An 18,024-nucleotide genomic window follows, 5' to 3' on the forward strand; every position below is an offset into this window, starting at 1 on the left:
TTTTGATATAGCTTGGCCGGTGACGTGAATCAGAGGTAATTGTCAGTCAATCGCACAGCACGATTTGGTATTTTTCACGATTTAACCTTTTGGTAATGCAAAATTCATTTTGTATTATATTTCAAACGCTTGAACGAGAATAAAATGCCGACGGCGCTTTATGCCGCATAATAAAGAAAGGCAGTGTGATGACAATGAAGCATCTTGCGCTGTCAGCGATTGCGCTGACAGCATTGGCTGGCTGTTCCAGCACGCCCAACAATCAGCCGGCAGAGGGCAGCAAGGTCGATGTGACTTTGCTGGAAACGACTGATATCCATCAGAATTTGCTCAGCTACGATTATTACAAGCTGGCTGCGAATCCCTCATTTGGCCTGGAGCGCGCGGCCACGCTGATTCAACAGGCACGTGCCCAATATCCAAATAACCTGCTGCTGGACGACGGCGACCTGATTCAAGGAACCGCGCTGGGCGATTATCAGGCAGCCGTGAGTCCAGTGAAGTGCGCCGACACGCTGGCCGTGCATAAGGTGATGAATTACCTGAAGTATGATGCTGGCACCATTGGCAACCATGAATTCAATTACGGCCTCCCATTTTTGTCGCAGGTAACCAATACCGATTTTCGCATGGCCGATATCGGCAAGCCTGCCGGATGCGGCGCCCCGTCTTATCCGCAAGTGCTGGCGAATGTGAATAATCTGGCCGACGGCAAGCCGATCTTCCAGCCGTATACGCTGTTGAAACGAACCTTCACCGGCACGGCGCCGGATGGTTCCAGCATCCAGGTGCCGTTGAATATCGGCGTGATCGGTTTCACGCCGCCCACCATCATGGATTGGGATAAGAAGAACCTGCAGGGCAAGGTCATTACCGCTGGCCTGCTGGAAACCGCTAATACCTATATTCCGCAAATGCGCCAGCAAGGGGCTGATCTGGTGGTGGCGCTGTCGCACGGCGGCCTAGACCCGTCCAGCTACAGCCCGACCATGGAGAACGGCAGCTGGCACTTGACCAAGACCGGCATCGACGCGCTGCTGATCGGCCACTCGCACGACATCTTCCCCAATCCCGGTTCCGCCAGCTCGCAGTTCAACAATATGCAGGGCGTGGACAATACCAAGGGCCTGGTCAACGGCGTGCCCACCGTGATGGGCGGCAACTGGGGCAATCGTCTGGGCTTGATCCACCTGACGCTGAAGTTCACCGGCGGCAAATGGGTGGTGCAAAACGACAAGAGCGCGGTGGAAACCCGTTCGATCAAGAATGCCGATGGAACGTATGTGCCGGCTGATCCGAATGTGGGGCAACTGGTCGCCGCCGAGCATCAAGGCACCATCAATTATGTCAAGACGCCGGTCGGCAGCACCGATTTCGAAATGAATACCTACTTCGCCCTGCTGGGGGATGTCAGCGCGATTCAAGTCGTCAACATGGCGCAGCAGGATTATGTGACGAAGTACATCAAGGCCAACCTGCCGCAATATGCCTCGCTGCCGGTGTTGTCGGTATCGGCGCCGTTCAAGGCCGGACGCAATGGCTCCAGCGACTTTACCGATGTGAAGCAGGGATCGATCGCCATCAATAACGCGGCCGACCTGTATCTGTATCCGAACACGGTGCAGGCGGTGAAAGTGACGGGCGCAGATCTGAAGAACTGGCTGGAGCGATCGGCGCAGATGTTCAATACCATCGATCCGGCGGCGACTGCCACGCAGGACCTGATCAACCCCAACTACCAGGTATTCAATTTTGACGTCATGTACGGCGTGCAGTATCAGATCGACGTGACCAAGCCGGTGGGCAGCCGCATCGTAGGGCTGAGCTATAACGGCGCCCCGGTCGATCCTGCCCAGCAGTTCGTGGTGGCTACCAACAACTACCGCGCCAGCGGCGGCGGCAATTTCCCCGGCATTGACGGCACCAAGACCATCATCCAGGCGCCGGATGCCAACCGCGATGTGTTGATCGCCTACATCAAGGCCAACGGCAATCTGACGCGCGCCCAGTATGGCTCGACGCAGCCGTGGAGCTTCGTCAAGGTCAGCACGGCGGCGCCGGTGCGTTTCAAGAGCATCGCGGGTCAACTGCCGCTGGCGCAACTGGCCGGTCTGAAAGGCTTGAGCGGCGGCAGCGACAATGGCGACGGCACCGGCGATTATCTGCTGGACCTGAGCAAGTAAGGCAGGGAGAGGGGGTGGCTTGCGCCGTCCCCGTCACGCATATGCAGAAAATCATATGGATCGCGCTGGCGGGGTTCTGCCTGGCGCTGTGCGGGTGCGCCGGACGCCCTGGCCAAGCGGAGCTGGACGCGGCCAAGCAGCAGGCGATATACGCCAGCGACGGCGCCGCGTGGACCCGGCTCAACGATTGGGCAAACCAGCATGACCCGGCTGCGGCGCGCAGTCTGGCCGAGGCGTATGCCGCGAGCGGGACGCCGCAAGCCTGGTCTCAGGCGGCGCCGTGGTTTCAGCGCGCCGCGGAGTGGGGCGATGGCCTGGCTGCGTTCCGGCTGGCTAAATTGTACGCCAAAGGGGTGGGCGTGAAGCCTAGCCGCGCCCAGTCCAATCATTGGCTGCACGTCGCGGCGGAAAGACAGCAGGCGGACGCCGCCTGCGTCCTGGGATTGCGCGCCAAGGATGCGGGCGACGTGATGGCGGCGAAGCAATGGTTCGAGCAGGCCGCCGCCCACGGCAGCGCCGAGGCGATGTTCCAGCTCGGCATCGCCTATCAGGAGGGGATAGGCGTTCAGGCCGACGCCAAGCGGGCGCTAGACTGGTACGAGCGCTCCGCCAAGCTGGAAATGCCCGCCGCGCTGCAAACCCTGGCCATGGCCTATCAGGCTGGCGACCTGGGTTTGCCGCGCGACGAAATCAAGGCTTCGGAGATGTTCAACCTGGCCGCGCATGCGATTCATGACTTTGAATCTGAGGTTTTTTGACGAAAATGTGACGCGTCTAGGCTGCAATGCGCCGTCCCGGCAGCTGGGCGGCGCAATTTTTTTGCACTTGCAGCATGGCTGCGGCATAGTGAAAGCGTAAGGTTCTCTTATCGATCCTTTTCCGCCGTTGGCGGCAGGAGAAGCCGATAGGCTCTAGGCCGGCCGCTGGCCGGAGCGATCGAAACGAATGAGCGCGGGAAGAGGGAGGCGACATGGTGGTGGGATTGACCGGTGGCTGTTTGTGCGGTGCGGTCAGATACCGATTACGCGGCATGCCCTACCATGTGACGCATTGCCATTGCCGCAGCTGCCGCCGCGCCAGCGGCGCGGCTTTTGTCACCTGGTTCACGGTGCGGGTGCATGAACTGGAGTGGCGCGGCGAAAAGCCGGTGCAATACCATTCCTCCGCGGCGGTGTCGCGCGGCTTTTGCCCGCACTGCGGCTCCACGCTGACTTATTTTCACGAGTCCGATCCGGAAGAGATCGACGTCACCGCCGCCTCGTTGGACAGCCCGGAGGCCTTGGTGCCGGAGCATCATACCTGGTGGGAGCAGCGGGTGGAGTGGGGCACCGCCAGCGCGCAGAGCGCCTTGCCGGTGCATCAGCGCAGCGGCGGCTAGGGGCTGTTGACGTTTGGTGAGCGGTCGCGCCGGGATGCGTTTTGCGGCGAATCGAGGCGTTTCGCGCGCCGCATAGTCATTCTCTGCCAGCGCGGAACAACGAAGAGTCGGCGCGAAAGGCGCCCGGCCCTGCGGGTTTGGCCGCTTTGGGCCGGAAGCCGCGTTGCCCAGCCCTTGCATAGAATGACTATGCGTCGGACTGCGCGCCTTGCTTCCGGCCCAAATCGGCGCAAACGCGATCCACTCACCAAACGTCAACAGCCCCTAGGCTGTAACTAGTTCCCGCGCGCTGACGATCACCCCGTCCTCGTCGGCGTACAGCCACTCGCCTGGGCGTAGTTCGCAGCCTGCCACGCGTATTGGCAGATCCTTCTGACCGCTTTCCAGCTTCACCGATTTGCGCGGGTGCGCGGCCAGCGCCTTCACCCCCAGCGGCAGTTTGCCCAGCGCAGCGCTGTCGCGGACGCAACCGTCTATCACCAGCCCGGCCCAGCCGTTTTTCACCGCCAGCTCCCCCAACTGGTCGCCCAGCAGCGCGCAGCGGCGCGAGCCGCCGCCGTCCACCACCAGCACTTTGCCGCGCCCATCTTCGCCCAGCGTTTGCCGCACCAGGCTGTTGTCCTCGAACAGCTTCAGGGTGACGACCCGGCCGTGGAAACGGGCATGGCCGCCGTAGGATTGGAAAATCGGGTCCAGCACGCGGATTTCCGCGTCGAATGCGTCGCAAAGATCGGTAGTGGCGAAATCCATAAAATGCTCCCGGGGGATGGCGTGAAAATGCCGCCCGGCCGTGTGGCGGGGCGGCGCTGCCCGCGGGGTATGCAGGCGTTTGCTTGCCGCTTGTGACGGCTTAGTGGAACTGCTCTTCTTCAGTGGAGCCGGTCAGCGCGGTGACGCTGGAGGCGCCGCCCTGGATCACGGTGGTGACGTCGTCGAAGTAGCCGGTGCCAACTTCCTGTTGGTGGGAGACGAAGGTGTAGCCGCGGTCGCGCGCGGCGAACTCCGGCTCCTGCACTTTTTCCACATAGGCCGACATGCCGCGGGCGACGTAGTCCTGCGCCAGGTCGTACATGTTGAACCACATGCTGTGGATGCCGGCCAGGGTGATGAACTGGTACTTGTAGCCCATGGCGCCGAGCTCGCGCTGGAATTTGGCGATGGTGGCATCGTCCAGATTCTTTCTCCAGTTGAACGAAGGCGAGCAGTTGTAAGCCAGCAGTTTGCCCGGATGCTTGGCATGGACGGCTTCTGCAAACTTGCGGGCGAACTCCAGGTCCGGCGTGCCGGTTTCGCACCACACCAGATCGGCGTAGTCGGCATAGGCCACGGCGCGGCTGATGGCTTGCTCCAGACCCTTCTTGGTCTTGTAGAAGCCTTCGGCGGTGCGCTCGCCGGTCAGGAACGGCTCGTCGTTGGGATCGACGTCGCTGGTCAACAGGTCGGCCGCTTCGGCGTCGGTGCGAGCGATCACCAGGGTGGGCGCGCCGTAGACGTCGGCCGCCAGGCGGGCGGCGATCAGCTTCTGAATCGCTTCCTGGGTCGGCACCAGCACCTTGCCGCCCATGTGGCCGCATTTCTTCACCGAGGCCAGTTGGTCCTCGAAGTGCACGCCGGCGGCGCCGGCGCGGATCATGGACTTCATCAGCTCATAGGCGTTCAGCACGCCGCCGAAGCCGGCTTCCGCATCGGCGACGATGGGGGCGAAGTAGTCGACATAGCCCTTGTCGCCTTTTTCCAGGCCCTTGGCATGCTGGATTTCGTCGGCGCGGGTGAAGGCGTTGTTGATGCGTTCCACCACCTTGGGCACGGAGTCCACCGGATACAGGGACTGGTCCGGATACATGGCCGAGTATTCGTTGTTGTCGGCCGCCACTTGCCAGCCGGACAGATAGATGGCCTTGACGCCGGCCTTCACCTGCTGCATCGCCTGGCCGCCGGTCAGCGCGCCCAGACAGTTGATGTAGGGCTCGGTGTTGACCAGTTTCCACAGCTTTTCCGCGCCGTGGCGTGCCAGCGTGTGTTCCACGTGCAGCGAGCCGCGCAGGCGTTCGACGTCGGCGGCGGTGTAGCCACGCTTGATGCCCTTCCAGCGCGGGTTTTCGTCCCAGTCTTTTTGGATGGCTGCAATGCGTTGTTCGCGAGTCGTCATGTTAGAACCCTTCTCGATACGTTTCTCTGCTCGCCGGGCGGGCCCGGCATCCTCAAATAGCGTTTAAGCGCATCCGGTGTTCCGGATTTTTGTCAAACCAGGCCGGATCGGCATGATTTTCTGGTCCGCGTGCAGTGGCGATTTTGCGCCGTCCGCAACGGTTTCTTCCTTGGTGTGGGGCCATTATAAGCACAAAAAAAATCACTTGTGTGCGGTGCAGCACAGATAAAATTCTTGTGTTTTCATAAGCTAACAAGGTGTTCACAAAAACGAATCTTTCATCAGCCAGAAATGTTGCCAATGCGAAAAATCGGCAGTTGAAATTTGCGTATCTTCGTTTTCCATCTTCGCTGCCAGATGTGTCGGCTAGGACTTGAAATCGCTGCAAAAGGCCCTACCTTGGGTCTGGACATCAATTTAGCCGGTGCAATTCCAAGGAAACGTCATGCAAGAAAATCAGAATCCGGCGGCAGAAGCCGTAGAAAACGAAGTGACCGATGCTGCGCATGAGGCGCATACCGAGCTGGAGCAGACCCCCGAGCAGCACATTGCCGGGCTGGAGGCGGAAATCGCAGAACTGAACGACAGCCTGCTGCGCGCCCGCGCCGAGCTGGAAAATCAGCGCCGCCGCGCGCAAGACGAGGTGGCTGCCGCGCATAAATATGCAATCAGCAAGTTTGCCGCCGAGCTGGTGACGGTCAAGGATTATCTGGAAATGGCGCTGCTGGATCAGAGCGGCCAGATCGACACCTTGAAGATGGGCGTGGACATGACGCTGAAGCAGCTGGTGTCGGCCTTCGACAAGGCCCAGATCAAGGACATCGCGCCCAAGGTGGGCGACAAGCTGGACCCGCACCAGCATCAGGCCATGAGCGCGGAAGAGTCCGACGCCGAGCCGAACACCGTGCTGCGCGTGATGCAGAAGGGCTATCTGCTGGCTGACCGCGTGCTGCGCCCGGCGATGGTGGTGGTGGCCAAGGCCAAAGCATAAAAAAGGCGCATGTCGGCCTCTTGAAAAGATCGGCATAGCCAATATTTATTGAGACAACAGGTTCCGGCTATCGCGAGTGACGCAGCCGAAGCCGAAACGGATCGAAGAAAGGAATTGAATCATGGGTAAAATCATTGGCATCGACCTGGGCACCACCAACTCCTGCGTAGCAGTGATCGAGGGCGGCAACCCGAAGGTGATCGAGAACGCCGAAGGCAACCGCACCACCCCGTCCATCATCGCTTACGTGGAAGACGGCGAGATCCTGGTGGGCGCGCCGGCCAAGCGCCAGGCGGTCACCAATCCGAAGAACACCATCTACGCCGCCAAGCGTCTGATCGGCCGTCGCTTCGAAGACAAGGAAGTGCAGAAAGACATCGACCTGATGCCTTTTGAAATCATGAAGGCCAAGAACGGCGACGCCTGGGTCAAGGTGCGCGACCAGGAACTGGCGCCGCCGCAAATCTCCGCCGAAGTGCTGCGCAAGATGAAGAAGGCCGCGGAAGACTACCTGGGCGAGGAAGTGACCGAAGCCGTGATCACCGTGCCGGCCTACTTCAACGACAGCCAGCGTCAGGCCACCAAGGACGCCGGCCGCATCGCCGGCCTGGAAGTGAAGCGCATCATCAACGAGCCGACCGCGGCCGCGCTGGCCTTTGGCCTGGCCAAGCAGGAAGGCGACCGCAAGATCGCCGTGTACGACCTGGGCGGCGGCACCTTCGACATCTCCATCATTGAAATCGCCGACGTAGACGGCGAGCACCAGTTCGAAGTGCTGTCCACCAACGGCGACACCTTCCTGGGCGGCGAAGACTTCGACCAGCGCTTGATCGACTACATCGTGACCGAGTTCAAGAAGGAACAAGGCGTCGACCTGAAGCAGGACGTGATGGCGCTGCAACGCCTGAAGGAAGCGGCGGAAAAGGCCAAGATCGAGCTGTCCTCGGCCACCCAGACCGAAGTGAACCTGCCGTACATCACCATGGACGCCACTGGTCCGAAGCACTTGGCCATGAAGATCACCCGCGCCAAGTTCGAAAGCCTGGTGGACGATCTGATCACCCGCTCCATCGAACCGTGCCGCGTGGCGCTGAAGGACGCCGGCGTGTCGCTGTCCGACATCACCGACGTGATCCTGGTCGGCGGCCAGACCCGCATGCCCAAGGTGCAGGACGCGGTGAAGGAATTCTTCGGCAAGGAGCCGCGCAAGGACGTGAACCCGGACGAAGCCGTGGCCGTAGGCGCCGCCATTCAGGGTTCCGTGCTGTCCGGCGACCGCAAGGACGTGCTGCTGCTGGACGTGACCCCGCTGTCGCTGGGCATTGAAACTCTGGGCGGCGTGATGACCAAGCTGATCCAGAAGAACACCACGATTCCGACCAAGGCGTCGCAAGTGTTCTCCACCGCCGACGACAACCAGACCGCGGTGACCATCCACGTGCTGCAGGGCGAGCGCGAGAAGGCTGCCGCCAACAAGTCGCTGGGCCAGTTCAATCTCGGCGACATCCCGCCGGCGCCGCGCGGCATTCCGCAGATCGAGGTGGAATTCAACATCGACGCCAACGGCATTCTGCACGTGTCGGCCAAGGACAAGGCCACCGGCAAGCAGGCCAACATCACCATCCAGGCATCCTCCGGCCTGTCCGAAGAGGAAATCCAGCGCATGGTGAAGGACGCCGAGGCCAATGCCGAGGAAGACAAGAAGCTGCACGAACTGGTGACCGCGCGCAACCACGCCGAAGGCCTGATCCACAGCATCAAGAAGTCGCTGTCCGAGCATGGCGACAAGATCGGCGCCGATGAAAAGGCCAAGATCGAGTCCGCGCTGAAGGAAGCCGAGGAAGTGGTGAAGGGCGACGACAAGGACGCCATCGAAGCCAAGTCCGAAGAACTGGCCAAGGCCAGCCAGAAACTGGGCGAGATCATGTATGCCCAGGCTCAGGCCGAAGCCGGCGCCCAAGGCGGCGCGCAGCAGGCCGAGGCAGACAAGAAGGACGACGGCAATGTGGTGGACGCCGAGTTCGAGGAAGTGAAAGACAAGAAGTAATCGTCGAATCACGCTGATCGAGGCACAGGGAATGGGGGAGGCATCTCCACCGGCCTCTGTGCCTTTGCCGTATCGAGACGACAGGGTTTGGCCGAACATGGCCGGGCCGACCAGAGAGTGAAAGACAATGTCGAAAAAAGATTATTACGATGTGCTGGGGGTCAACCGCGATGCGTCGGAAGACGACATCAAGAAGGCATATCGCAAACTGGCGATGAAGTACCATCCGGACCGCAATCCGGACAGCAAGGAAGCCGAGGACAAGTTCAAGGAGGTCAAAGAGGCCTATGAGATCCTGTCCGATAGCCAGAAACGCGGCGCCTATGACCAGTTCGGCCACGCCGGCGTCGATCCGCAAGCCGGCATGGGCGGCGGAGGCGGCGGTTTTGGCGGCTTCGGCGATTTCGCCGACATCTTCAGCGACATCTTCGGCGGCGGCCAGCGCGGCGGCGGGCGTTCCAACGTCTATCGCGGCGCGGACCTGCGCTACAACATGGAGATCACGCTGGAAGAGGCGGCGCGCGGCTGCGAGAAGCAGATCCGCATACCGTCGCACGAATCCTGCACCACCTGCAATGGCACCGGCGCCAAGCCGGGCACGCAGCCCAAGACCTGCTCCACTTGCGGGGGCCATGGCCAGGTGCGGATGAGCCAGGGCTTCTTCTCGATCCAGCAGACCTGCCCGACCTGCCACGGCAGCGGCAAGCAGATCACCGATCCGTGCACCAGCTGCCACGGCGCCGGCCAGAAGAAGACCACCAAGACGCTGAATGTGAAAATCCCGGCCGGCGTGGACGAGGGCGACCGCATCCGTCTGGGCGGGGAGGGCGAACCGGGCCAGAACGGCGGCCCGGCGGGCGATCTGTACGTGGTGACCCACATCAAGCAGCACGCGGTATTCCAGCGCGACGGCATGGATCTGCACTGCGAAATGCCGATCTCCTTCTCCACCGCGGCGCTGGGCGGCGAAGTGGAAATCCCGACGCTGGACGGCATGGCCAAGGTCAAGATCGCCGCGGAAACCCAGAGCGGCCGCGTCTACCGCCTGCGCGGCAAGGGCGTGAAAGCCGTGCGCGGCACCGAGTACGGCGATCTGCATTGCCATGTGATCGTGGAGACGCCGGTCAAGCTGACCGAGCGGCAGAAGGAACTGCTGCGCGAGTTCGAGGCGATCAGCCAGGGCGATGTGGCCACCCACAATCCGCGTTCCAAGTCCTTCATGGACAAGCTGCGCGATTTCTTCGAATAAGCGCCGCGTCGATAAAGCCAAAGCCAGCCCGCAAGGAGCTGGCTTTTTTATTGATGGTTCATAAAGCAAAACAGCCACCCTAAGGCGGCTGTCTGCACATTCGAAAACCGGGATGACGGCGCTTAGAAGTTGTGCTTCATCATGGCCCAGGCCAGCGTGGACTTCTCTTGAGCCAATTTGTTTAAGGTTTGCGCATCCTTATTGTCCTTGCGTTCGCCATAACCGACTTGCACCAGGGTGTTCTTGCTCAAGGTGTAGTCCACCGCGGCGGCCCACTGGCTGGCGCCCAGGCTGTAGCGCGTGCCGTCTATCTTGGCGTCGCCGCGCTTGGAGTACACGATGGACGGCTTGAAGTTGCCGATGGTGTAGGCAGCGTTCAGGGCCCAGGTGGTGTTTTCCACCTTGTTGCCGCCGGTATGAGCGATGGTCGGGAGGTTGGCTATGCCGGGCACTTTGTAAGAGCCATCATCATTCTTGGCGTATGCATCGCCATAGGTGGTCAGCCACTGGTAGCTGGCGGCCAAGTACAGGTTGTTGGCGCTGTAGCCGCCTTCCAGACGATTGGTGGTGCTGTTGCTGCCGCCCTTGGTGTTCAGCTTGGTAGCGTTGGCGAAGGCGCCGAAGAAGCCCGAATTCTGGTAAGCCAGGCGCAGGCCATAGCCATCGCCTTGCTTCATTTGGCCGGCAGCCTGGCTTTCGCCCGCGCCGTATTGCAGCGTCAGGTTGAAGCCGTTCCAGGTCGGGGAGTCGTAACGGATGCTGTTCTTGAAGCGGGCGTCGCCGTAGGAGAACAGATCGGTGGCTTCGTACAGCGGGAAGTTGGTGCCCATGCCGTCGCGGCGCGGGCCGTACAGGTTGTCGGTGGCTTCGGTGTCGGCCAGCACGTCGTCCAGATGGCCAACGCGCACCTTGCCGTAAGCGCCATCGATGCCGACATAGCTCTGACGGTTGGCGAAGGTGCCGGAGGCGGATCCGCCGCCAGCCACGCCGTCCATGGCGAAACCGGTTTCCACCTGCCAGATGGTCTTCAGGCCGTTGCCCAGGTCTTCGCTGCCCTTGAAGCCTATGCGGCTGCCAAAGTCATCCACGCCGAAGGTGGAGTTGTAGTTGTTGGTGCTGTTCTTGGTGATGGACACGCCGGCGCGCAGCGATCCGTACAGGTTGACGTCAGCTTGCGCGAGTGCAGGGATGGCTGCGGCAATGGCCGCAACGATAATAGTTTTCTTCATGTTTCTCTAAAGCCCTTTGTTGTCATCAGCCGTGTCGGCCGTTTGTCGGCGATGTGGTTTTTATTCCGCCGTCGTTGGGAGGCTCAGTTTTATCTGTGTCTAAATTGTTGTCAAGAAATACAAATTAACAGCCGATGGCGTTGCGCAGGTTATGCAATTGAAATTTCATGTGATGGTTTTGATCCATTTTGGAATCTTAGATAAATCATCGGCTTAATTCTGGCACTTTTCTTTTTTGATAATCTTTTATCATATTTATGAGATATGAATGAAAATTCATTTCAATTTTTATTGAAAAAAGTTGTGACATTTTTTCCAATGCCCTGGTAGCAGGCTTTCAAGTTCATGCCTTGCGCTGAACTCGAAAATAGACTCATGAGTAAAACTCAATCATTGTACCGAGTAGGCTCATGTCTTGGCCATGCTGTCTGCGAGTGGGGAATGGGCGTACAATTGCCGTTGTCTTTTTGGGGGGACTGTCGACATGATTTTTGCTAATCGTTATTTTCCTGCCACCCGCATGCGCCGCATGCGCAAGGATGAATTCAGCCGCCGCCTGATGCGCGAGAATGTGCTGACCGCCAATGATCTGATCTACCCGGTGTTCGTGATGGAAGGCAGCAATCAGGTGGTGGACGTGCCGTCCATGCCGGGCGCGCCGCGGCTGACGCTGGACAAGCTGTTGTTTGTGGCGGAAGAGGCGCTGGAGCTGGGCATTCCGATGCTGTCCTTGTTCCCTGTGATCACTGGTTCCAAGGATAATGAGGGCAGCGAGGCCTATAACCCGGAAGGCCTGGTGCCGCGCGTGGTGCGCGAGTTGAAGAAGCGCTTTCCTGAGTTGGGCGTGATGACCGACGGCGCCTTGGATCCGTACACCATTCATGGCCAGGACGGCGTGATCGACGCCAGCGGCTATGTGCTGAACGATGAAACGACGGAAATCCTGATCAAGCAGGGCCTGTGCCATGCCGAGGCCGGCGTCGACGTGTTCGGCCCGTCCGACATGATGGATGGCCGTATCGGCGCCATCCGCGAGGCTTTCGAGGAAGAAGGCTATATCCACACCAAGATACTGGCCTATTCCGCCAAGTATTCGTCCGGCTTCTACGGCCCGTTCCGCGACGCGTTGGGTTCGTCCGCCAATCTGGGCAAGGCCGACAAGAACAGCTACCAGATGGACCCGGCCAATATCGAGGAAGCCATCCAGGAAGTGGCGCAGGACCTGGAAGAGGGCGCCGACATGGTGATGATCAAGCCGGGCATGCCGTACCTGGACGTGATCCGCCGCGTCAAGGACACCTTCCATGTGCCCACCTTCGCCTACCAGGTGTCGGGCGAATACGCCATGCTGAAGGCGGCGTTCCAGAACGGCTGGCTGAACGAGGAAAAGTGCATGATGGAAAGCCTGTTGGCCTTCAAGCGCGCCGGGGCCGATGGCATTCTGACCTATTTCGCGATGGATGCCGCGCGCCTGCTGCGCCAGCGCTAAAATGAAACGATGAGCCGCGCCCCCTGCCCGGAATGGGGCCGGGGGCGTTTGTTTTTGAGGGAGGACATCATGGACGTGCTGCATTCCACCTGGTTCTGGGTGGCCATCATCGCCGCGCCTGCCATCACCGTGGTCGGCGTGCTGGCCCGGCTGGCCAAGCGCGAACCGCCGATCCAGCTGCCGCCCGGCGTGACGCCGCTGGCTTGGGATGATGAAGAAGATGCGCCGGCTGGCGAGGCGGAAAAGTTGCGGGAAGGTGACAGAGTTCCGCCAAAACACTGATAACTGTCACTGCTGGCGATGAGTGCGCTGGGCTAGAATGGCTACAGTTTTCGTGGCGCGCCGCCGCGGGCGGGGCGCGGTGCCTTCGGACGCGGGTTCGATTCCCGCCTCCGGCCTATGCAAAGGATTGTCATGAATCATACTTACCTGGCCCATCTGCAGGCCACGCTGGCCCAAATCAAAGCCGATGGTTATGAAAAACCGGAACGCGTGATCGCAACGCCGCAAAGTTCCGACATCGCGCTGGCCGGCGGCGAGCAGGTGCTGAACTTCTGCGCAAACAACTACCTGGGCCTGGCCGACGACAAGCGCCTGGTGCTGGCCGCCAAGACCGGCATGGATCATTACGGCTACGGTTGCGCCTCGGTGCGCTTCATCTGCGGCACGCAAACCATCCACAAGCAGCTGGAAAAATCCATTTCCGATTTCCTGGGCACCGACGACACCATTCTTTACTCCAGTTGTTTCGACGCCAATGGCGGCGTGTTCGAAACGCTGCTGAGCGAAGAGGACGCGGTGATCTCCGATGAGCTGAACCACGCCTCCATCATTGACGGCGTGCGGCTGTCCAAGGCCAAGCGCTTCCGTTACAAGAACAACGACATGGCCGATCTGGAGGCGCAACTGATCGCCGCCGAGGAAGCCGGCGCGCGCTTCAAGCTGATCGTCACCGACGGCGTGTTCTCGATGGATGGTATCATCGCCAACCTGAAGGGCCTGTGCGAAGTGGCCGACCGCCACAGCGCCATTGTGATGGTGGACGACTCCCATGCCGTCGGCTTCATCGGCGAAACCGGCGCCGGCACGCCAGAACTGTGCGGCGTGGCCGAGCGCGTGGACATCTACACCGGCACGCTGGGCAAGGCGCTGGGCGGCGCGTCAGGCGGTTACGTGGCCGCGCGCCAACCGATTGTGGACCTGCTGCGCCAGCGTTCGCGTCCGTATCTGTTCTCCAACACGCTGGCTCCGGCCATCGCCGCCGCCAGCGTGGAAGTGCTGAACATACTGAAGAGCGGCGAAGGCGCGGAGCTGCGCGCCAAGGTGCGCCGCAACGCCGAATTGTTCCGTAAGGAAATGTCCGCCGCCGGCTTCACCCTGGTGCCGGGCCAGCACCCCATCATCCCGGTGATGCTGGGCGATGCCCGCCTGGCCGGCGAGATGGCCGCCAAGCTGCTGGCCGAAGGCGTGTACGTGATCGGCTTCTCCTATCCGGTGGTGCCCAAGGGCAAGGCGCGCATTCGCACCCAGATGTCCGCCGCGCACAGCGAAGAGCAAGTGCTGAAAGCGGTGGCCGCGTTCACCAAGGTAGGCCGCGAACTGGGCGTGATTTAAATTATTGAGCTGAAAGAACAACGAGTTTGTGCCACGAAAAACACGAAATGACACGAAATGTAAATCAAGGGCGGATTTCCTGTAATGGATCGGTCGCCTCGTTTGTTCGTGTCGTTTCGTGGGTTTCGTGGCAAAGATGGCTTGTGGTTCTCGCTGCATAGAGGTTTCCATGAAAGCACTAGCCAAACTGCAGGCCGCTCCCGGCCTGACCATGACCGATGTTCCGATGCCGGAAGTCGGTCATAACGATCTCTTGATCAAGATCACCAAGACCGCGATCTGCGGCACCGACATCCATATCTGGAACTGGGACGAGTGGTCGCAGAAGACCATCCCGGTGCCGATGCACGTCGGCCATGAATACGTCGGCGTCGTGGCCGGCATGGGCTCGGAAGTGCAGGGCTTCCAGATCGGCCAGCGCGTGTCCGGCGAAGGCCATATCACCTGCGGCTACTGCCGCAATTGCCGCGCCGGCCGCCGCCACTTGTGCCGCAACACCACCGGCGTCGGCGTCAACCGCGAGGGCGCGTTCGCCGAATACCTGGTGATCCCGGCCTTCAACGCCTTCCCGATTCCGGACGACATCTCCGACGACCTGGCCTCCATCTTCGACCCGTTCGGCAACGCCGTGCACACCGCGCTGAGCTTCAATCTGGTGGGCGAGGACGTGCTGATCACCGGCGCCGGCCCGATCGGCATCATGGCGGTGGCCATCGCCAAGCACGTCGGCGCGCGCCATGTCGTGATCACCGACGTCAATGATTACCGCCTGGAGCTGGCCAAGAAGATGGGCGCCACCCGCGCCGTCAATGTCGCCAAGGAAGACCTGAAGGCGGTGATGCAGGAACTGCACATGACCGAGGGCTTCGACGTGGGCCTGGAAATGTCCGGCAATCCGCAGGCCTTCCGCCAGATGCTGGAGACGATGAACCACGGCGGCAAGGTGGCGCTGCTGGGCATCCCGCCGTCCAACACCGCCATCGACTGGAACCAGGTGATCTTCAAGGGCCTGGAAATCAAGGGCATCTACGGCCGCGAAATGTTCGAGACTTGGTACAAGATGGTGGCCCTGATCCAGTCCGGCCTGGACATCCGCCCCATCATCACCCACCACTTCAAGGTGGACGAATTCGAGCAAGGCTTCGCCGCCATGCTGTCCGGCCAGAGCGGCAAGGTGATTCTGGACTGGCAGTAAATCCGCGCCTGTCCTTACCGGAGGGCCGCCCGATTGCCGGGCGGCCTATTTGTTTTCTGGCGCGCAAGGATTGGGCGATCAGGCTCATGGCAAAGCCCTCGGCTTGACCGCCATCAACGAGCGCTGGACCGCTAGCTGGATAATCAGAAGCTAATAAATATCCTGTTCAAGGAGAGGCTGATGATTGCGGTGATAGGCGCCGGCGTGTCCGGCTTGTCGTGTGCCTGGTGGCTGCAGCGCCAGGGGGCGGCGGTAAGCGTGTTCGAGGCCGCCGACAGCGTCGGCGGCAAGGTCAGGACGGAGCAGGGGGAAGCGCTATGCGAAGCGGGGCCGCATACCCTGCTGGCCGATGAGGAGCTGTTGCAGTGGCTGCCGTCGCTGGGGCTGGAGCCGGTGTGGCCGCATAGCGACGGCCGGCAGCGCTACATCCTGCTCAATGGCCGCTATCGGCGGCTGCCCGCCGGCCCCTTGCAGCTGCTGGGAGGCGATTTGCTGAGCTGGCGCGCCAAATGGCAGGTCGTAGCCGGCATGCTCAGGTCCGGAGAGGAGACGGCTGGCCTGGATAGCGTCGCCGCCTTCTGCGATTCGCGTTTTGGCCGCGAGGTGCTGTCGCGGGTGATGGAGCCCATGGTGGGCGGCATTTTCGCCGGCGATCCGCGCGAGCTGAGACTGGAGGAGACCTTGCCGGATCTGGCAGAGGCGGCGCAATGCCGCGGGCCCTTCTTAGGCGGCTTGATGCGGATGAACCGCCGGCTGGGTCGCCGCCGCAGTTGCACCCTGCGCGGCGGCTTGCAGCAATTGCCGCGCCAGTTGGCACGCGACCTCGATGTCCGGCTGAATACCGCGGTGACTGCGCTGAGGCGGGAGGGCGCCGGCTGGCGCCTGCGCACCGCCTCCGGCTGGACCTATGCGGAGCAGGTGGTGTTGGCCTTGCCGGCATCCCAGGCCGCCATGCTGCTGCACCCGTTGGCGCCTGGCCTGGCCGATGCCTGCCGGCGCATTCCCTATGCGCCGCTGGCGGTGGTGTCCACCTTGCTGGATGCCGATGCCTTGGCCAGCCCCTTGCCCGGCGGCGGCGCGCTGCATCCGCATGGCGAGGACACCTTGACGCTGGGTTATCTTTCGGTCAGCTCCAGCTACCCGCATGTCTGCCGGGACGATAAGCGGCTCTTGACTTGTTTCATCGGCGGGCGGCGCCGTCCAGACTTGCTGCGTTTGAGCGACGAAGACTTGTTGTCTCGGGTCAATGCCGAGCTCGACCAGTTGTTCGGTTTGCGCGCGCCGCCGTTGTCGCAACGGATTACCCGCTGGTCTGAGGCGCTGCCGCAAGGGACGGCCTTGCAGGGGAGGGTGCGGCGTCTGGCGCAGCCGCTGGCGGCGCAGGGCCTGCATGTCTGCGCCAACTGGCTGGATGGCGTCTCGCTGGCGGATTGCCTGCGCAAGGGGCGTCGTCTGGCGGACCGTTTGGGCGGCGTCAGCCCGTCCGGCTTTGCGTGAGCGGCGGCAGGCGGTAGAATCGACGTTTATTTGTCAATTCTTCCAACGACACATTTATGCTTACCTTCCAGGAAATCATTCTCAAGCTCCAGCACTACTGGAACCGCCAGGGCTGCGCGCTGCTGCAGCCCTACGATACCGAAGTCGGCGCGGGCACCTCGCACACCGCCACCTTCCTGCGCGCGCTGGGTCCTGAGCCCTGGAACGCCGCCTATGTGCAGCCCAGCCGCCGTCCCAAGGACGGCCGCTATGGCGAGAACCCTAACCGCCTGTTCCAGCACCACCAGTTCCAGGTGGTGCTGAAGCCGTCGCCGTCCAATATCCAGGAGCTGTATCTGGGATCGCTGCAGGAGCTGGGTCTGGATCCGACGCTGCAGGATATCCGCTTTGTCGAGGACGACTGGGAAAACCCGACGCTGGGCGCCTGGGGCCTGGGTTGGGAAGTGTGGCTGAACGGCATGGAAGTGACCCAGTTCACCTACTTCCAGCAAGTGGGCGGCCTGGATTGCAAGCCGGTGCTGGGCGAGATCACCTATGGCCTGGAACGTCTGGCGATGTATCTGCAGGGCGTGGAGAACGTCTACGACCTGATCTGGACCCATCTGCCGGATGGCCAGCCGGTGACCTACGGCAATGTGTTCTACCAGAACGAAGTGGAACAGTCGAAGTACGCTTTCGAGCACAGCAATGTCGAGCTGCTGTTCCGCCAGTTCAATGATTACGAGGCGGAAGCCAAGAAATTGCTGGAAGCCAGCCTGCCGCTGCCGGCCTACGAGATGATCCTGAAGGCCGGCCACACTTTCAACCTGCTGGACGCCCGCGGCTCCATTTCCGTGACCGAGCGCGCCGCCTACATCGGCCGCATCCGCAATCTGTCGCGCGGCGTGGCGCAGGCCTATTACGACGCGCGCGAAGCATTGGGCTTCCCGATGTGCCGCAAGGACTGAAGCTGCCAGCGGCGTATCGCCTATGCTGTTATGGTTGGCAAGCCCAGCCTGACCGA

Annotated in this window: 16 protein-coding genes; 12 read left to right on the top strand and 4 right to left on the bottom strand. The window is 61.3% G+C overall.

The window, feature by feature from the left end; all coding sequences use genetic code 11:
* Positions 1–188 precede the first annotated feature (188 nt).
* The 3 genes from QUG01_RS10150 (at position 189) to QUG01_RS10160 (ending at position 3,561) form a co-directional block, all read left to right on the top strand.
* Complete coding sequence (locus QUG01_RS10150) at positions 189–2,183, top strand: bifunctional 2',3'-cyclic-nucleotide 2'-phosphodiesterase/3'-nucleotidase (RefSeq protein ID WP_500830029.1); 1,995 nt, start codon at positions 189–191, stop codon at positions 2,181–2,183.
* 41 nt (positions 2,184–2,224) lie between these two features.
* Positions 2,225–2,941, top strand: a complete 717-nt coding sequence (locus QUG01_RS10155; protein WP_500830030.1) for a tetratricopeptide repeat protein — start codon at positions 2,225–2,227, stop codon at positions 2,939–2,941.
* A 212-nt stretch (positions 2,942–3,153) separates the two neighbouring features.
* Positions 3,154–3,561: a GFA family protein gene (locus QUG01_RS10160; RefSeq protein ID WP_043621308.1), complete on the top strand. Its 408-nt coding sequence runs from the start codon at positions 3,154–3,156 to the stop codon at positions 3,559–3,561.
* Between the two features lie 264 nt (positions 3,562–3,825).
* Here QUG01_RS10160 and rraA read toward each other — a convergent pair whose 3' ends face one another.
* The 3 genes from rraA to QUG01_RS10175 all read right to left on the bottom strand — a co-directional run bounded on the left by rraA (position 3,826) and on the right by QUG01_RS10175 (position 6,098).
* Positions 3,826–4,311 carry a ribonuclease E activity regulator RraA gene (gene rraA, locus QUG01_RS10165; protein ID WP_500830031.1) on the bottom strand — a complete coding sequence of 162 codons (486 nt, stop codon included), beginning with the start codon at positions 4,309–4,311 and terminating at the stop codon, positions 3,826–3,828.
* A 100-nt stretch (positions 4,312–4,411) separates the two neighbouring features.
* On the bottom strand, positions 4,412–5,710 hold the full coding sequence (gene aceA, locus QUG01_RS10170; RefSeq protein WP_500830032.1) for an isocitrate lyase: 1,299 nt from the start codon (positions 5,708–5,710) through the stop codon (positions 4,412–4,414).
* 52 nt (positions 5,711–5,762) lie between these two features.
* Positions 5,763–6,098 (bottom strand): hypothetical protein, encoded by a 336-nt coding sequence (locus tag QUG01_RS10175; protein ID WP_500830033.1) that lies wholly within the window; start codon positions 6,096–6,098, stop codon positions 5,763–5,765.
* A gap of 57 nt (positions 6,099–6,155) precedes the next feature.
* Here QUG01_RS10175 and grpE point away from each other — a divergent pair, with 57 nt between their 5' ends.
* The 3 genes from grpE (at position 6,156) to dnaJ (ending at position 9,997) form a co-directional block, all read left to right on the top strand.
* Positions 6,156–6,701: a nucleotide exchange factor GrpE gene (gene grpE / locus QUG01_RS10180; protein WP_233163931.1), complete on the top strand. Its 546-nt coding sequence runs from the start codon at positions 6,156–6,158 to the stop codon at positions 6,699–6,701.
* A 121-nt stretch (positions 6,702–6,822) separates the two neighbouring features.
* Positions 6,823–8,748 carry a molecular chaperone DnaK gene (gene dnaK, locus QUG01_RS10185; protein WP_500830034.1) on the top strand — a complete coding sequence of 642 codons (1,926 nt, stop codon included), beginning with the start codon at positions 6,823–6,825 and terminating at the stop codon, positions 8,746–8,748.
* Between the two features lie 127 nt (positions 8,749–8,875).
* Positions 8,876–9,997 (top strand): molecular chaperone DnaJ, encoded by a 1,122-nt coding sequence (dnaJ, locus tag QUG01_RS10190; RefSeq protein ID WP_103319715.1) that lies wholly within the window; start codon positions 8,876–8,878, stop codon positions 9,995–9,997.
* A 122-nt stretch (positions 9,998–10,119) separates the two neighbouring features.
* On the opposite strand, the gene QUG01_RS10195 is transcribed toward dnaJ, so the two are convergent.
* A complete protein-coding gene (locus QUG01_RS10195; RefSeq protein ID WP_500830035.1) occupies positions 10,120–11,226 on the bottom strand; it encodes a porin in 1,107 nt (368 codons plus the stop codon).
* 484 nt (positions 11,227–11,710) lie between these two features.
* Between QUG01_RS10195 and hemB the strand changes: the two genes are divergently transcribed.
* From hemB to glyQ, 6 genes are all read left to right on the top strand, one after another.
* The gene (gene hemB / locus QUG01_RS10200) at positions 11,711–12,715 is read left to right on the top strand and encodes a porphobilinogen synthase (protein ID WP_500830036.1); all 1,005 of its coding nucleotides are present in this window, start codon (positions 11,711–11,713) and stop codon (positions 12,713–12,715) included.
* Between the two features lie 69 nt (positions 12,716–12,784).
* Positions 12,785–12,997 (top strand): hypothetical protein, encoded by a 213-nt coding sequence (locus QUG01_RS10205; RefSeq protein WP_500830037.1) that lies wholly within the window; start codon positions 12,785–12,787, stop codon positions 12,995–12,997.
* A 132-nt stretch (positions 12,998–13,129) separates the two neighbouring features.
* On the top strand, positions 13,130–14,329 hold the full coding sequence (locus QUG01_RS10210; protein ID WP_500830038.1) for a glycine C-acetyltransferase: 1,200 nt from the start codon (positions 13,130–13,132) through the stop codon (positions 14,327–14,329).
* A 169-nt stretch (positions 14,330–14,498) separates the two neighbouring features.
* A complete protein-coding gene (tdh, locus tag QUG01_RS10215) occupies positions 14,499–15,524 on the top strand; it encodes an L-threonine 3-dehydrogenase (protein WP_500830039.1) in 1,026 nt (341 codons plus the stop codon).
* Between the two features lie 180 nt (positions 15,525–15,704).
* Positions 15,705–17,021 (top strand): protoporphyrinogen oxidase, encoded by a 1,317-nt coding sequence (hemG, locus tag QUG01_RS10220; protein WP_500830040.1) that lies wholly within the window; start codon positions 15,705–15,707, stop codon positions 17,019–17,021.
* 56 nt (positions 17,022–17,077) lie between these two features.
* Positions 17,078–17,968, top strand: coding sequence for a glycine--tRNA ligase subunit alpha (glyQ, locus tag QUG01_RS10225; RefSeq protein ID WP_043621275.1), 891 nt, complete (start codon positions 17,078–17,080; stop codon positions 17,966–17,968).
* Positions 17,969–18,024: the final 56 nt, after the last annotated feature.

The sequence above is a fragment of the Chromobacterium sp. CCUG 76385 genome (assembly GCF_059916625.1).